The organism is Pseudomonas sp. G7(2022), assembly GCF_052660475.1.
On sequence record NZ_CP109659.1, the window covers coordinates 4,084,694 to 4,099,301 of the forward strand.

At 60.8% G+C, this 14,608-nt stretch carries 13 protein-coding genes; 5 read left to right on the forward strand and 8 right to left on the reverse strand.

All coding sequences use genetic code 11. From position 1 onward, the window contains the following. Positions 1–147 precede the first annotated feature (147 nt). The gene (locus NE357_RS18490) at positions 148–5,469 is read right to left on the reverse strand and encodes an autotransporter domain-containing protein (protein ID WP_169431076.1); all 5,322 of its coding nucleotides are present in this window, start codon (positions 5,467–5,469) and stop codon (positions 148–150) included. Between the two features lie 283 nt (positions 5,470–5,752). On the opposite strand from NE357_RS18490, the gene NE357_RS18495 reads away from it, so the two are divergent. Continuing rightward, positions 5,753–6,712, forward strand: coding sequence for a nucleoside-specific channel-forming protein Tsx (locus tag NE357_RS18495; RefSeq protein ID WP_169431077.1), 960 nt, complete (start codon positions 5,753–5,755; stop codon positions 6,710–6,712). Between the two features lie 14 nt (positions 6,713–6,726). Further along, positions 6,727–7,749: a purine-nucleoside phosphorylase gene (locus NE357_RS18500; RefSeq protein ID WP_169431078.1), complete on the forward strand. Its 1,023-nt coding sequence runs from the start codon at positions 6,727–6,729 to the stop codon at positions 7,747–7,749. Positions 7,750–7,816: 67 nt separating this feature from the next. Here NE357_RS18500 and NE357_RS18505 read toward each other — a convergent pair whose 3' ends face one another. From NE357_RS18505 to NE357_RS18515, 3 genes are all read right to left on the reverse strand, one after another. Beyond that, positions 7,817–8,773 carry a quinone oxidoreductase family protein gene (locus NE357_RS18505; RefSeq protein WP_169431079.1) on the reverse strand — a complete coding sequence of 319 codons (957 nt, stop codon included), beginning with the start codon at positions 8,771–8,773 and terminating at the stop codon, positions 7,817–7,819. 29 nt (positions 8,774–8,802) lie between these two features. Further along, the gene (locus NE357_RS18510; protein ID WP_085712525.1) at positions 8,803–8,976 is read right to left on the reverse strand and encodes a DUF1427 family protein; all 174 of its coding nucleotides are present in this window, start codon (positions 8,974–8,976) and stop codon (positions 8,803–8,805) included. Positions 8,977–9,065: 89 nt separating this feature from the next. After that, on the reverse strand, positions 9,066–9,845 hold the full coding sequence (locus NE357_RS18515) for an AraC family transcriptional regulator (RefSeq protein ID WP_169431080.1): 780 nt from the start codon (positions 9,843–9,845) through the stop codon (positions 9,066–9,068). Positions 9,846–9,991: 146 nt separating this feature from the next. Here NE357_RS18515 and NE357_RS18520 point away from each other — a divergent pair, with 146 nt between their 5' ends. Together NE357_RS18520 and NE357_RS18525 are read left to right on the forward strand one after the other, a co-directional pair. Beyond that, positions 9,992–10,219, forward strand: a complete 228-nt coding sequence (locus tag NE357_RS18520) for a DUF6555 family protein (protein ID WP_064597962.1) — start codon at positions 9,992–9,994, stop codon at positions 10,217–10,219. Between the two features lie 38 nt (positions 10,220–10,257). Then, positions 10,258–10,530, forward strand: coding sequence for a hypothetical protein (locus tag NE357_RS18525; protein ID WP_169431081.1), 273 nt, complete (start codon positions 10,258–10,260; stop codon positions 10,528–10,530). Positions 10,531–10,553: 23 nt separating this feature from the next. Here NE357_RS18525 and NE357_RS18530 read toward each other — a convergent pair whose 3' ends face one another. The 3 genes from NE357_RS18530 to NE357_RS18540 all read right to left on the reverse strand — a co-directional run bounded on the left by NE357_RS18530 (position 10,554) and on the right by NE357_RS18540 (position 12,150). After that, on the reverse strand, positions 10,554–10,721 hold the full coding sequence (locus NE357_RS18530; RefSeq protein WP_085686659.1) for a metallothionein: 168 nt from the start codon (positions 10,719–10,721) through the stop codon (positions 10,554–10,556). 483 nt (positions 10,722–11,204) lie between these two features. Next, complete coding sequence (locus tag NE357_RS18535) at positions 11,205–11,660, reverse strand: DMT family transporter (RefSeq protein ID WP_169431082.1); 456 nt, start codon at positions 11,658–11,660, stop codon at positions 11,205–11,207. A gap of 4 nt (positions 11,661–11,664) precedes the next feature. After that, entirely contained in the window at positions 11,665–12,150 is a 486-nt protein-coding gene (locus NE357_RS18540) for a DMT family transporter (protein ID WP_169431083.1), read from the reverse strand. A 112-nt stretch (positions 12,151–12,262) separates the two neighbouring features. Between NE357_RS18540 and NE357_RS18545 the strand changes: the two genes are divergently transcribed. Further along, the gene (locus NE357_RS18545) at positions 12,263–13,198 is read left to right on the forward strand and encodes a LysR family transcriptional regulator (protein ID WP_169431084.1); all 936 of its coding nucleotides are present in this window, start codon (positions 12,263–12,265) and stop codon (positions 13,196–13,198) included. A gap of 86 nt (positions 13,199–13,284) precedes the next feature. On the opposite strand, the gene NE357_RS18550 is transcribed toward NE357_RS18545, so the two are convergent. Next, positions 13,285–14,427: an IS481 family transposase gene (locus NE357_RS18550; protein WP_445576624.1), complete on the reverse strand. Its 1,143-nt coding sequence runs from the start codon at positions 14,425–14,427 to the stop codon at positions 13,285–13,287. Positions 14,428–14,608 lie beyond the last annotated feature (181 nt).

Genomic DNA, 14,608 nt, shown 5'->3' on the forward strand with positions numbered 1-14,608 from the left:
AGGCCCTGCTTGGATACTTCCAGCCGTTCTGAGCAAGGGGTTGGGGGCTTTTTCAGGCGCCAGACAGAGGGATCTTCAACGCTTTCGCGTTCTGCCCCCGGAAACAAAAAACCGCCCTGGCGGGCGGTCTGAGTGCTTCGGCAACGATCAGAAGCTTTGGCTGAAGCTGATGCTCATCGCGCTGTCGTGGCTGTCGCTGGACACCTGGCCCGAGTAGCCGATGCCGAGTTTGCCGGTCGGGGTGATCTGGAAGTCCACACCGGCCTCGAGCAGCGCGCTGTCTCTGGCAATCGGCGCGCCCTGGGTGCTGAACGAAGCGCCGCCGTCGATGAAGGTCAGGTCGGCATCAGGCTGGGTATCGCCATAGGCATGCCGCCAGCCGATGGCCGCTCGCGGGGTCAGTTGACTGCCGTTGGCCAGTGTCACCAACTTGCCGATACGCACACCGAGGGTCGAATAGGTGATGTCCTGATCGGCATCGCCCTTCAGCCGCCCCATTCCACCTTTTTCCCTGGCGGTGTCGCTGTCGTAGTTGACGTAAGCCAGACCGGCGAACGGTTCGATGGCCACACCTGCCGCATTGATGGCGTAACCCACTTCACCGAACACCTGGGCACTGCGGGCATCGTAGCGAGCCTTCAAGCGGTCATTGTAACTGCCGACGTTGACTTCACGTTTGGTGTCGAGACGGTGCCAGCTGTAGGCGGCGCCAAGTCGCACTGCCAGGGCATCGAACTGCGAATTCAGGTAAGTCGCCAGGTGGTAGCTGTCGACCTTGGCATCGGAGTTTCGATCATGGGCATTGAGATTGCTGCGGGTGTAGCCGGCCGCCATACCGGCGCGCCATTGCTCGTCCAGTTGCTTGTCGGTGCCGAGCATGAAACCGCTGAGGCTACGATCGACACTGGCCGTGTTGCTGTCGCCGCCCATATCGCCCCATGCGCCAATGGCACGGGCCCAGCCGACCATTTCACCGTGACAGCCGTTGCTGCTCAATTGGGTATCGCTCGGGGCCAGCGTACGGCGTGGATCATCCGCAGCGCTGCAGGTTGGCTGGCGCATACGGTCATTGACCGCTTCACGCAGGAAACGCGAATCCTCGAGAACCGCACTGGCGGTGCTCGCATGGATCTCCCCGGACAGATTGTCGAAGGCCTGCCGAGCACCTGCCACGTTGAGGTTGGCGATTTCGTTCTGCAACGCCGCGCCCGCCGGGCCATTGCGCGTCAACGCCGAGGCCGTGTTGCGCTGGTTCCCGGTAGTCGCAGCGTCAGCGAACGAGGTGTCGTTACGGCTGACCACCAGATTCACTGCGTTGGCGTCATACACCAGCGCTGTATTGAGGAACGTGTACTGCGGCAGATCGGCCGCGCTAAAGGTGCCAGTCACTCCACCGCCGGCAGTGATCAGCGAATACACCGTGTTGCCGGTGAACGGCGTCAGGCTGTTCACTTGCAGGCTTCCACCCAGCGCCGCTGTACCACCAACGGCCAGAGGTGTAGCGGTCGGCGAACTGACGGTCAGGGCCAACACGCCGTCGGCGGCGTTGGTCAGGTTGCCGGCCACGCTCAGGGTGCCGGCCTCGGCACCCGAAACCAGCACACCGTGGTTGACCACCGAACCGACACTGCCGTTACCGCTCAAGATTGCGCCATTGGCCACGCTCACTTGCCCGCCCAGGGAGCCCCGCGCCGCGCGGCTGCCGACCTGCAGCATGCCTTGATCCACCGAGACCGCGCCGTTGAACGGCTGATCGCCGGTCAACAGGAAGGTCCCGGTACCGCGTTTGGCCAGCGCACCGGCTCCGCCGAGGCGACCGTTGAAGGCGCTGCTGGCGTCGTTGCTGCCGATGCTCAAGGTGTGGCCAGCGCCGATCAATGCAGTGCCGGAGCCGGTCAGTCTGGCCAGATTCGCCGAGCCACCCAGATTGAGCGTCGCAGGCGCTTCAAGGTTGAGACTGGCGCCGTTGCCCAGTGCCGAGTCGCCGACGGTTGTCAGGCTGCCGGCCCGGAAATCCAGGAGACCACTGAACGTGTTGGCGCCCGTCAGTTTCAGATCAACTTTGCTCAGATGGGTCAACGTGCCGGTGCCGGCAATCACTCCGTTGAAGACCATACCGTAGGTCAGATATTGACTGCGAGTCACCGTCAGGTTGGCGTTGAGGTCGATGTCGTTGTCAAAAGTCGTCGGATTACCCGATTCAAGACTCGAATCACCGCCTACGATCAGCTTGCCAGTGCCCAAAGCACCGGAAAATGCGCTCAGCGAGCCGCCATTCAACGTGAGGCCACCGGTCCAGTTTCTGGCCTCAACGATGCTCAGTCTGGACGAACCGTTTTTGATCAGCCGACCGCTGCCGCTGACGTCGCGCAGAAATGTCGGTACGTCGCCGGGGAGCGTCAGGTCAGCGTTGAGCACCAGGCGGTTGGTAAGCTCGACCCGATCAATAGCGGTGAGAACCGATGCGCCGTTGACAACGATAGGCCCTGGGCCCGTAGAGCGATAGTCTTGCAGAGTCAGTGTCCCGCCATTCAACACCGTTCCACGGAAGGAGCTGTTACTTCCGATCAACGTCAGGTTGCCTGTACCGTCCTTGATCAGGCCACCCTCGCCAAGGATCATACCGCTCAACGTCAGATCGTTATTGCCAAGCAGGTGCAGGTCGCCTGTGAGGTACATCGTATTGCCGATATTCAAGCCACCCGTCGTTTCCAGCGTGGCGTCATTCGCCACTTTCAGGGCGCCGGAACCCAGCGCCGTGTTCGAGGCCAGAAGCAGGCCACCGGCATTCAACGTCACCGGCCCAAGGAAGTTGTTATTGCCGGCGAGCGTCAGGACGGAGGCGCCATTCTTGGTCAGCCCGCCTGTGCCACTGATAACGCCGTTGAGCGCAAGGTCGTGATTGCCGCCCACTGTGAGGTTGCTGTTGAGAGTGATCGCGTTGTCCAGCGCGACGGCCTTGTTGCTCTCCAGTTGCGTGTCCGCATTGGCGACCAGTGCGCCGCTGCCCAGCGCCGTGTTGCTGCCGACCACCAGCGTGCCGCCATCCAGTCGGGTTCCACCGGAATAACTGTTGTCGCCGTTGAGTACCAGCGTACCGCTGTCGACTTTATTGAGAATGCCACTGCCGTTGATGTTCACACCAATCGTTGCGGTCACCCCCGGATCGACCCGCATCACCGTAGTGCCACTGAAGCCGTTGACAGCGGTCAGTTGCCCCGCTGTGCCGTTCACCAGGTTGTAGCCATCGGTGAGAAATTGCAGACCGGCGAACGGTTGTGTGCCATTGACGGACACCGTGCCGGCCGCGCCCTGAAAGATGCCGAAGTCGTCACCCCAGGACTGATTGAGCGTGCCGTTGGAACGGGTCCAGTTCGTGCCGCCGGCGCTCCACGTGCCACTGCCACCGTCCACCGTTCCATTGGCGATGGTCTGGCTGCCGTCCCAGAAGCGCAGGTTGCTGTTCGGTGCCGCGACCACCAGATTGATCTGGTTACTCAGCGCCTGCACCACCATGTCGCCGAGACGGTAACCCAAGGGTACGTCGGTCACGGTCAGGCCATTGTCGGTCAGCGTGCCGGTGTAGTTGAACAAGCGATAGACACCGACGCCGAAACCACCGGCGTCTCTGACATTGAGGTTGCCGTCGAGGGTCAGGTTGCCGCCGATGTTCAACACCGGCGTGCTCGATGGAGTTGCAAGGCGCACATCGACATTACTGTCGGAATCGAGGATCAGTCGGCCTACGGACATCGTGGTGCCTGAGGACAATGCCAGGTGTCCGCCGTCGTCGATGTGCACCTGTTGCTGAATCGAACCACTGCCGGTCAGGATGGCGCCGCTTTTGACGTCAACCGAGCTGTTCAGCAATCCGCCGACGTTCAAGGTACCGCCATCGACAATGCTTGAACCATTATGAAAGTCGTTGTTACCGGTGAGCGTCAGGGTACCGGTGCCATCTTTGATCAAGCGAGACGTATGGATCTCGCCGTCAAAGGTATTGCTGACGTCATTGCCCACGTAAAGGCTGCCGTAGCCCGACACGTACACGTTACCGGCGCCATTCAGCCCGCCGAGAGAGAGATTGCGTTCAACGTAGAGATTGGTGCCGGCACTGAGGTTGACGATGGGATAGCTGCCGACCGCGCCGCCGTCATGCGTGTAGACGTTGCCGGAAACGATATTCAAAGGACCTTTGAAGATGTTGTACAGAGCCCCGAGCGTCAGATTGCCAGAGCCGGTCTTGGTCAGACCGCCGCTGCCGGATATCATCCCGCTCAAGATTATGTCGTTGCTGCCCTGCACGGTCAGGCCGTCGGCCCCGAGGCTGATCTCGTTGGTCAGTGTCAACCCGGCATTGCCGGCCTCGATAGTTCCGCCGTTGGAAGTCAGGACACCGTTACCGAACGTGGCGTTGTCATTGAACCGGGCAATACCGCCATTGAGGGTGGTGCTGCCGCTGACCAATGCCCCCTCCAAGGTCCAGTTGCCGCTGTTGACGGTCAGGTTGTCGAAGTTGACGTAGGTGGCGCTCGATGCCGTGCCGACACCGCTGGTGCCGCCGCCGACACCGGCCGTGTTCTGCAGAATCAGGTTGTTGGTGCCACCTGCGCCGCCGTCGATCTGCCCGGTGGGGGCAAAGGTCAGATTGACGCCTGCCATGCCGCCGAGCCCGGCACCACTCTGCACGCCATCACCGATTCCAACGCTGGAGCCGGTCACCGCAGTGAAGGTGTTGTGACTGTTCGCACCCAGCGAAACACTGCCATTGATGCTGCCGGCGTTGGTGAATGCGTTGCCACCCGCCGACGATTCGAACGCCACCCGCCCGGTAATCTGGCCTGTGGCGCCGTTGACCATGTTCACCTGGGAACCACCACCGTGTACCGCGACCACGGGAGTATCGGCCAGAGGAATGCCGGGCTGGACTCCGGTTGAGGTAATGGTGCCGTTATTGATAATTCGGGTGACGCCGCCCGCCGGGTTGACGACATTGATCGCCAGGCCACCGAGATCAGTCAGGTTCGGCCCCTGCACCATGCCGGTGCCACGGAGGATACCGCCGGCATTGTTGAGCACGTTGATCACGCCTGGCGCGCCACTCGCCCCCAGCAACAGAGCACCGCTCAATTGCGACATGGGGCCGGTGTACGCCGGGTCGATGGTGCCGGAGTTGTTCAGCGTGACGTTGCTTCCCGTCAGGGCTATCGCGGAGCCTCCCGGAACGGCATTCATCGCTGCGCCAGCATCGACATTTACCGTCAGACCGTTGGCAGCACTGGCGTAGGTGTTGAGGAGCAGCGGCAAGGTCGGCACACCGGTGCACGTCACGGACGAGCCGACGGTTGCGCAACTGGCGAACGCCGGTGCGCTGAAACCGCCAAACAGGAGTCCGACGACGCTCAGGTGAACAGCAAGAGAAAGGGGGGAAATACGTGATCCGAGGCCAACACCAAACCTTGCTTCCACAAACAACTCCCTATGTGGTCAATTTCGTCCTTCGAGGCGTGCGAAAGTAGGCAGATTCGACAGACTAATCAAGCAGATCTCTAACATTCAGCAACAGTTTCCCATCCGAATCCAAGCGATACCCCACTTTCAAAAATCAAAGCCATTGCGAACTTTTTCAGTTTTCAACTTTGATAATTGGTACGGCTTGTGCAAACGTTTGCGAAGCGTCAATGCCGCCACTTTCGTAACACACCCGTACAGGCCCGCCGCTCCGGGCCTTGATCCGCAAAAAGGACTTTGAATGCACGTTTCTTCCTGCCACCGCCGTCGCGGTGTGCGCACCTTTGCTGTTTCCCTGCTACTGACCGGCGTTACCGGAGTTCTCAGTCAGACCACGCTGGCGCAGCCTGCCCTGCCTGAGGAATCCGCCCAGGGCGAAGCCCTCAGCCCCGAAGCCAGTCCGCCGAAAAAAGGCGCGTACCTGTCGGACTGGTACAACCAGGACCTGATGCTGATCGGCAGCAAGGACATCAGCTTCGGCCCGCAGCCGGCCGATGATATTTACCTGGAATACGAGTACTTCGGGCGCAAGGGTCCGTTCGAGCTGTACGGCTACATCGACATTCCGAAGATCTTCAACATCGGCAACAGCCACGACAAAGGCGTGTGGGATCACGGCTCGCCGGTGTTCATGGAGCACGAACCGCGCATCTCCATCGACTACCTCGCCGGCCGCAGCCTGGCCATCGGGCCGTTCAAGGAATGGTACGTGGCGTTCGACTGGATCTACGACCACGGCAGCCGCAAGGAAAACCGCGCCAACACGCTGTACAGCGGTTTGGGTACCGACATCGACACCCACTCGCGGGTCAACCTGTCGGCCAACCTGTACGGGCGCTACCAGTGGGAAAACTACGGCGCCAGCAACGAATATTCGTGGGACGGCTACCGCGCGCAGCTGAAGTACATCGTGCCGATCGACAAATTCAGCAACGGCGCCTCGCTGACCTACATCGGCTTCACCAACTTCGATTTCGGTTCGGACCTGCACAAGGACAACCCGGCGCGCACCGCCAATGCCACGGTGGCGACCAATGTGTTGCTGTACTCGTTCACCCACCTGCGTTTCACCCTGGTCGGCCGCTACTTCCACAACGGCGGCAACTGGGAGGACGGCAGCGAGCTGAATTTTGGCGACGGCAATTTCCGCGCACGTTCCAATGGCTGGGGTTACTACGCCGGCATCGGTTATCAGTTCTGAATCCAGGAGCCATCATGAAAGCAATGACGCGTGTATCACTGGCCGCTGCGGCCCTGCTCTCTTCCAACGCTTGGTCGGGCGAGGCGCCGATTCAACCGAAAGTGGTGCTGATCACCATGTTCGCCCCGGAGGCGCAGCACTGGATCGATCGCCTCGAGCTCAAGCAGGAAATCCGCGTGCCGGGCCTGTCGGCCGAATACCCGACCATTCGCTGCAACACGCAGCAGGTGTGCCTGATGACCACCGGCATGGGCCAGACCAACGCCGCCGCCTCGACCCTGGCACTGGCGCTGTCGCCGAAATTCGACCTGCGCAAAAGCTACTTCCTGATTGCCGGGATTGCCGGCATCAGCCCCAAACACGGGACCATCGGCACCGCCGCCTGGGCCCATTACCTGGTCGAGTTCGGCACCCAGTGGGAGCTGGATTCGCGCGATGCGCCCTCAAGTTGGCCGACCGGTTACCTCGGCATCAACACGAAAGGCCCGAACGAAAAACCGCCGCTGGACTACAAGACCGAAGTCTTCGAACTCAACCCGAAACTGCAGGCCAAGGCCTTCGCCCTGAGCCACAAGGTCGAACTGAGCGAGAGCAAGGAATCGGCCGCGTGGCGCCAGAAATACCCGGCAGCGCCGGCCAATCAGCCCCCCGTGGTCACCCGTTGCGACACGCTGGCGGGCAACACCTGGTTCTCCGGCACGCGTCTGAGCGAACGCGCCGAGGTCTGGACCAAACTGCTGACCGATAACAAGGGCGAATACTGCACCACCCAACAGGAAGACAACTCCACCTACGAAGCCTTGCTGCGCGCCAGCCGCGAGGGCCTGGTGGACGTGCAGCGCCTGGCCGTGGTGCGCGCCGGCTCCGACTTCGACCGCCCGGCGCCGGGCGGCAGCGAAGTGGACAACCTGCTCAAGTACGCCGATCAGGGCGGATTCGTGCCGGCACTGGAAAACCTCTACCGCGCGGGTCATCCGCTGGTGCAGGACATCCTGAAAAACTGGTCGGCATGGGAGAACGGCGTCCCGCAATCCTGAGACCCCAAAAAACCGTGGGAGCGAACTCGCTCCCACGGTTTTGGGATGTCATGAAGAACAGAGACCGTCAGGGGATAAGAATAAATTTGTCGCCACTGCCCTGATTCACATCGGCATACCGCGCCAGCCCTTCGGCCAGCGGCGCTTCGACAAGCCCTTGCGGCAGCGGCAGCAGGTCTTCGTCGAAGAACCGGCCGAACTGCTCGAGCATCGCCGCGCAGGCTTCAACGCCGTACAGCAACGAGTTGATGCCGACCACGGAGCCGCCCTTGCGATACAGGGCCAGCGCTGGCAGTTGAACATGCCCGTCCACCGGCGCAGCGATGATCGCGATCCGCCCGAAGGTCGCCAGCGCCGCGACCGAGGCCGGCAGCCAGAAGCCAGTGGTGTCGAAAATCACATCGGCGCCGCCGCGATACACCGCGTTGACCTGCGCGCCCAGATCCTCGGGTTTATCCAGCTGAATTGTCTGATAACCCTGCGCCTGCAAATCCTTGACCTGCTCCGGCCGCCGCGCCGCTGCCAGCAACTGCGCGCCGCGCACTTTGGCCAGCGCCAGTGCCGCCGTCGCCACCGCCCCGCCGCCGATCACCAGCAAACGGGTTTCAGCGCTGACCAGACTGCGTTCCAGCGCATCCCACGCCGTGGTGTAAGGCACCCCGAGGCTCGCGGCCTGGGTGAAACTCAAATGCGAAGGTTTGTGCGCCACGCCGTTGGCCGGCAGTTTGACGAACTGCGCATGGGAGCCATCGGCGAAAAAGCCCAGCTCGCGCCCGGTGCCCCAGACCTCCTGACCGATCAGCGCCTGCGGACCTTCGACCACCACCCCGGCAAAGTCCCGACCGGGAATACGCGGCAGCGTGGTGTACGGAAAACGCCCGAGCACGTTCTTCACGTCGCTGGGATTGAGGCCCGCAGCCTTGATCTGCACCAGCACCTCGCCGGCGCCCGGCATCGGCGTCGGCACCTCGACGAAGCGCAGGGAGGAAAGATCGCCGGTCTTATCGAATTGCAGTGCTTTCATGGATATCTCCACCGAATGAAAAGGGATTCTCAGGACAACCAGCCGCTGACCAGTTGCCGGCCCAACGGCCACAACTGCTCGCCCGCCAGCATGCCCAACAGGCCGACCAGCGCGATGGCCGGTGGTGCCGGGGAACGGAAATCCAGCGCGCCATACAACAGGCCGACGCCCAGCCCGATGCCCAGGGAAATCAGGTAGTTCATGGGATCACTCCGCCACATAAAGAGAATGGGCAAAGTCTAGGGAAAGGCTAAGACCGATACCGGCCAAGGACTTCTGAATTTCGGCCAAATCAGCCTGGAAGCTGACCGGCACTGAACTGCGAAGGCGCCACGCCCAGTTCACGACGGAACATGTCGCTGAAACTGCTCGGCGAATAACCCAGCTCACGGGCTATCGCGCTGACCGGCACGCCCTGAATCAACTCCGCCACCGCCGTCGCCAATTGCACCTGACGCCGCCACTCGGCGAAGCCCATGCCCAGGCCTTCCTTGAACAGACGTGCGAGGGTACGCACACTGGCCCCGGCGTTTTCGGCGTGCTGCTCAAAGGGAATATCCAGCGACGGCGCCGCCATCACCGCCTGGCACAGACTCATCAGCCGCCGGTCGGCATCGTCCGGCAGCGGAATCTTCAACTGTGAACGCCTTGCGCGTTTCAGTTCCAGCAACGCCAGCCCGACCAGCGCCTCGTAATACTCGGCATCACCGCTGTCGCCCTGCGCCACCAGCCCGACAATCAACTCGCGCAGCAGCCCACCGACCTCGATCACCTGCACCGTCTCATCCAGCGTCGCCGCCAGCGCCGGGCGCAGGTAGATATTGCGCATCTGCAAATCCGACACCACGCGAATCCCGTGGGGTACGCCCGGCGGCAACCACACCGCCCGCTGCGGCGGCACCACCAACGCCTCGTGCGGCGTCTCGACCCACATCACCCCGCTCATCGCATACAGCAACTGCCCCCAGACGTGCTCATGGGGCTCGATGAACAACCCACGCGGATACGTACGCGCCAGCGGCTGCACCGGCACATCGGTATCACTCAGATCGGGGGGCGCAGCGAGGGCCATGGCGAACATTCATCGGGATTGACGAGAGCGCCATGGTAACCAGTGCGCCCCCTCGCTCGCCATTGATAGATACCGTCGGACAATCCGAGTGAATTTTCCCGCAGCCCAGCGATCCTTCTATTACCACAGGGAGGAAGATGGGCTTTATGAACAACGCAAAACTGTACGTCATCGATTACACCCTTCACGGCACGCCAAAGTCGTTCATTATCCGCTCGGACAAAATGGACAACACCGAGGCGTGGCACTGGGCAAGCTGCGACGCAGGGGTGGGTCGCATCCCGCGTTTCGGCCGGGAGAAAGTGCAAAAGACCAGCAAGCCGATGGCGGAAAAATTCGGCGTGGAAAACGTCACCTGGCGACCGGCAAGCTAAGCTTTGGCGCAGGTGGGGACTATTTCGGGGGAACACACATGACAACCATCAACAGCCCGGCGCACCTGGACTACGGCCTGGACACCCTCTTCGGCCGCATCACCAAAAGCGTCGACTGCCCGGTTGGCCTGGAACCGGTCGAAAACGATCCCTTCCGCTTCGCCCTGCGCGTCCCGGCCCCCTTGCCGGAAGACCTTGAAAAGGCCAAGACCATCGTCGTCAACGTCGAAGGCCGCCGCCTGCAAGGCAACGTCCGCCACACCGAACGCCTGGACGACGACAGCCTGAAACTGGAAGTGGAGCCTGACTAGGCTCCACTTTTTCATGCAGTGCGTTATTTCGGGTGCGCGCAATGGCAACCCTTGCCAGAGCACTCCTCACCGCCCTTGTGGTGATGAGCGCAGGCCTCACAGCAATAGTGCTTGCCGTGCGCCACATAGGAATGCTCACCTTCCTTGATCTTGCAGCTACATCCCGGGCAATCGCATTTTCTATCGGCCATGGAACAGACTCCTTTGGTGGTGGTTGTCTGAGGCTGAAGGAACAAGCCGTGCTACCAGTGTAGAAGGTGAAAACAACCCAACAACCAAACCACTCACAACTCACCACTCCCCCTTCAACCATCCCCCCACCACTCACCACGATGAGCGTTAGCTCGAGTAAAGCTTTTGATCTCAAGGCCCGTCGGCAGGCTGAGTGGAGGGATTGATCCGGGGGTGGGAGCGCAGCGACCGTGCGGCGCAGCCGCATGCATCGAGAGGAGGTGCAGCGAAGCAAACCGTAGGCGATGCCCCCAGATCAATCCCGGAGCGAAGGAACCCGAGCCACAGCGAGGGCCGTACGTCAGGGCCCAAGACCTTTGGTTACTTTGGGGCGTTTGCCAAAGTGACTCGCTGTAAGAGCGAAACCGCCAGCCGCAACCCCCGAAGAAACGGATATACACGCAAAACGAACAAGAGCCTGGTCGGCCCAAAGGCCGCCAAGTTCAAACAGCCTGACGCACGCTACTGCGATACATGAAAACCAGCGCCAGCCCCAAACAAACCATCGCCCAAACCCGACTCGAAGACAACTCAATAGCGGGATTCCCCAACCACCCAAAATTATCAATCAACATCCCCATCCCCAACTGCCCGACAATCACCGCCACCGTCGCCACAGCAGTCCCCACCCGAGGCACCGCCCCCACCATCACCATCATGTAAACCACACCAAACAAAGCGCCACTGAGCTGCCACTTCGGCACCTCAAGCAGACTCACCGCCTGAGCAGGCTCAAAAAACAAAATCAACAACCCCGTAGAAACCGCCCCCACCACGAACGTCAACAAACTACTGCGCAACACCCCAACGGTTTCACCCAGACGCCCATTGATCGCCGCCTGCACACTCAACACCGCACCGGCCAACACCACCACCGCCAACAAAATAACCAGACTCATCGCATCAACCCCGCGCAATCAAAACCAGTGCCGCCACAATCAACCCCAACGCCAGCCAGCGTTCGCCGTTGACCTTCTTGCGCGTAGCCCCGAACCAGCCGAAATGGTCGATCAGCACACTCTTGCCAACCTGCCCCGACAGAATCGCAATCATCGTCATGGCAATCCCGATATGCGGTGTGGCCAGGGTCAGCACCACCACATACATCGGCCCCAGAAATCCGCCGATCAACTGCCAGCGCGGCAGATCGGTCAGTGCCGGGCCCTTCTGTGGTCCCGCAAACAGCAACAGCAAAAACAGAATCGCCGAACCGACCCCGAAGATGCTCAAGGTCGCCCACAAGTGACCGACCTGCTCACCCAACGGCCCAAGCAACCCGGCCTCCACCGACAAGCCCATGCCGGCCAGAATCACCAGCGGCAGCAACAACAGGCGCAACCCCGGCTTGCTCACCGGCGCCGCCACACTGACCTCATCCAACGTCTGCATAACCCAAACCCGTACAAGTAAACGATGGCGCGGATTATCGGCTGGTGCAGCTGTGCGATAAATGGGAGCATCCGGACAACACTTTTGCGCAACTCGCACAGCAGGACACACAATGCACGGGCTTAACGAACTGGGATTCAAGGCACTCAGGCTGTTTGTGGCGGTGCTCGATCACGGCAGTTTTTCCGAAGTCGCCCGCCGCGAGGGCGTGGCGCCCTCCTCGATTTCCCGGCAGATCCAGTTGATGGAGCAGGCGCTGAACCAGCAATTGCTCTACCGCCACACCCGCGCGGTCACGCCGACCGAGGCCGGGCGCATGCTCGGCCACCACGCGCGGCTGGTGCTGGTGCAACTGGAGGAAGCCGAGCAGGCGCTGCAGGAACAGCAAAGCGAACCGACCGGACTGGTGCGGATCAACGCCCCGGTGGTGTTCGGCCAGCGCCATCTGACGCCATGGCTGGGCCGCTTGTGCGAGCGCTATCCGAAGCTGCAACTGGACATCCAGCAAACCGACCACTACATCGACCCGCTGCAGGAAGGCGCCGACCTGCTGTTTCGCATCGGCCCGTTGCACGACTCGAGCATGCAGGCGCGGATCCTCGCGCCACATCGCTTTCAGGTCGCAGCCAGCCCGGCGTATCTCGAGCGTTTCGGTACGCCACAGCAGCCCGCTGACCTCGCCCACCACCAGTGCCTGGCCTACAAGGGTGCGGCCGGCCAGCAGCGCTGGTTCTTCCGGCAGGATCAGGGCGAATGGACACCCTATTCGGTCAAAGGTCCAATCACTGGCAACCATGCGGACACCCTGACCCAGGCCGCCGAACAAGGCCTGGGGCTGGTGATGTTTCCGTCATGGCTGATTGGTGAAGCCGTGCGCGAAGGCACGCTGGTGCCGGTGCTGGGGGAGTATCAGGTGTCGAACAGTGTGGAGCCGCAGCAGATTGCGGTGCTGTGGCCGGGGAGCCGGCGGTTGTCGGTGAAGGTGCGGACGGTGATTGATTTCTTTGTTGAGTGTTTTGGGGAGGTTCCTTATTGGGATCGTCCCTGAAGATCAAAAGCCCCCTCACCCTAGCCCTCTCCCTGTATGTACCGGAGACATGGTGAACACATGTTCGGAGACATGGTGGACGGTTTTTAGATCCTCTTACCTGCCGTAACAATCTGCAAGTTCAAGTCGATTCGGGCGATACGATGTCTACTCCAGTAGACATCGTGGATGCCATCCTCCGCTGTTTCCCTGATCGCTATCGACAGCCCGTGAAATGCTTTTCCGATTGAGTATTCACGGTTCCTCCAGTAAATCTCGCCCTTCACCTGGACCTTTCTGACCACATCTCCGTCGGCGTATTCCGGCGCCATTTGCTGCTCCTGATACTCCCGAGGGCTGCTGCTGTAGCGAGTCGCCGGCACCTGCATATCCAGCGCTTGATGAGGACGTTTCTGGTTGTAGACATCACGCCAGATATCAAATGCCTGTTGTGCGCTGTTGAGGTCCGTGAAGTGCCGACCTTGCAGCACTTCACTCTTCAGGCTGCGGTGGAAACGCTCCAGTTTTCCCTGGGTCTGCGGATGATAAGGCCGGGAGTGACCTACCTTGATGCCCTGACCCATCAGCCAGACTTCCAGCGCGGTATAAACCCCAGTCTGGTCACCCCAGGGCGAACCGTTGTCCATCGTTATGCGCAAAGGCAAGCCGTAACGCCGAAAGACCCGGATTAGATGCTCCTGGACGGTGTCGCGCTGCTCATTGGCGCACGCGGCGATACACATCGAAAACCGCGAGTGATCGTCCAGTATCGTCAATGGATGGCAACGCCCCTGACTCAGGCTGAAATGGCCCTTGAAGTCCATCTGCCAGAGATCGTTGGGCGCTTCATGCTCGAACCGGATAAACGGTTTGATCTCAGCAGCCTTTGGATCAACGCGCGAATGACGCTGTAAAACTGCATGCACAGTACTGACGGAAGGCATCGCTAAACCTTTGTCTTCCAGCACGCGTTTGAGCTTGCGAGCGCCCCAAGCCGCGTACTCCTGACTCACGGTCAGAATCTGCTTCTCCACCTCGTCAGCACAACGTTTGGGGGACGTCTTCGGTCGTCGTGACTGATTGTTCAGCCCCTCGGCCCCTGATTTTTCAAACCTGCTGAGCCATTTGTAGGCAGTGCTTGGGCTGATGTTGAATCGACGGCAAAGCTGCCGAACATTGGCCCCTTCTTGCCGAGCCAAAAGCACGAATTCTGTACGTAGCTGCACGGTAGACACCTCTTCCCAAGACACAGGCCATCTCCTTCGCGATGAGCAATGTGTCTATTTAAAAGTGTCCACCATGTCTCCGAACACCTGTCCACCATGTCTCCGGTACATACACTCCCGGAGGGAGAGGGAACCGAACGGGGGAAATTCGAGAGATACGCCGACATGAGCGATCGGCTGTGAATCCATAATCGACACGATTTTT

Coding starts and splice junctions, on each gene's coding strand:
- NE357_RS18535 (WP_169431082.1), bottom strand. CDS start 11,660: ATGAGTCTGGTTATTTTGTTGGCGGTGGTGGTGTTGGCCGGTGCGGTG.
- NE357_RS18495 (WP_169431077.1), top strand. CDS start 5,753: ATGCACGTTTCTTCCTGCCACCGCCGTCGCGGTGTGCGCACCTTTGCT.
- NE357_RS18515 (WP_169431080.1), bottom strand. CDS start 9,845: ATGGCCCTCGCTGCGCCCCCCGATCTGAGTGATACCGATGTGCCGGTG.
- NE357_RS18525 (WP_169431081.1), top strand. CDS start 10,258: ATGACAACCATCAACAGCCCGGCGCACCTGGACTACGGCCTGGACACC.
- NE357_RS18530 (WP_085686659.1), bottom strand. CDS start 10,721: ATGGCCGATAGAAAATGCGATTGCCCGGGATGTAGCTGCAAGATCAAG.
- NE357_RS18520 (WP_064597962.1), top strand. CDS start 9,992: ATGAACAACGCAAAACTGTACGTCATCGATTACACCCTTCACGGCACG.
- NE357_RS18500 (WP_169431078.1), top strand. CDS start 6,727: ATGAAAGCAATGACGCGTGTATCACTGGCCGCTGCGGCCCTGCTCTCT.
- NE357_RS18505 (WP_169431079.1), bottom strand. CDS start 8,773: ATGAAAGCACTGCAATTCGATAAGACCGGCGATCTTTCCTCCCTGCGC.
- NE357_RS18545 (WP_169431084.1), top strand. CDS start 12,263: ATGCACGGGCTTAACGAACTGGGATTCAAGGCACTCAGGCTGTTTGTG.
- NE357_RS18540 (WP_169431083.1), bottom strand. CDS start 12,150: ATGCAGACGTTGGATGAGGTCAGTGTGGCGGCGCCGGTGAGCAAGCCG.
- NE357_RS18510 (WP_085712525.1), bottom strand. CDS start 8,976: ATGAACTACCTGATTTCCCTGGGCATCGGGCTGGGCGTCGGCCTGTTG.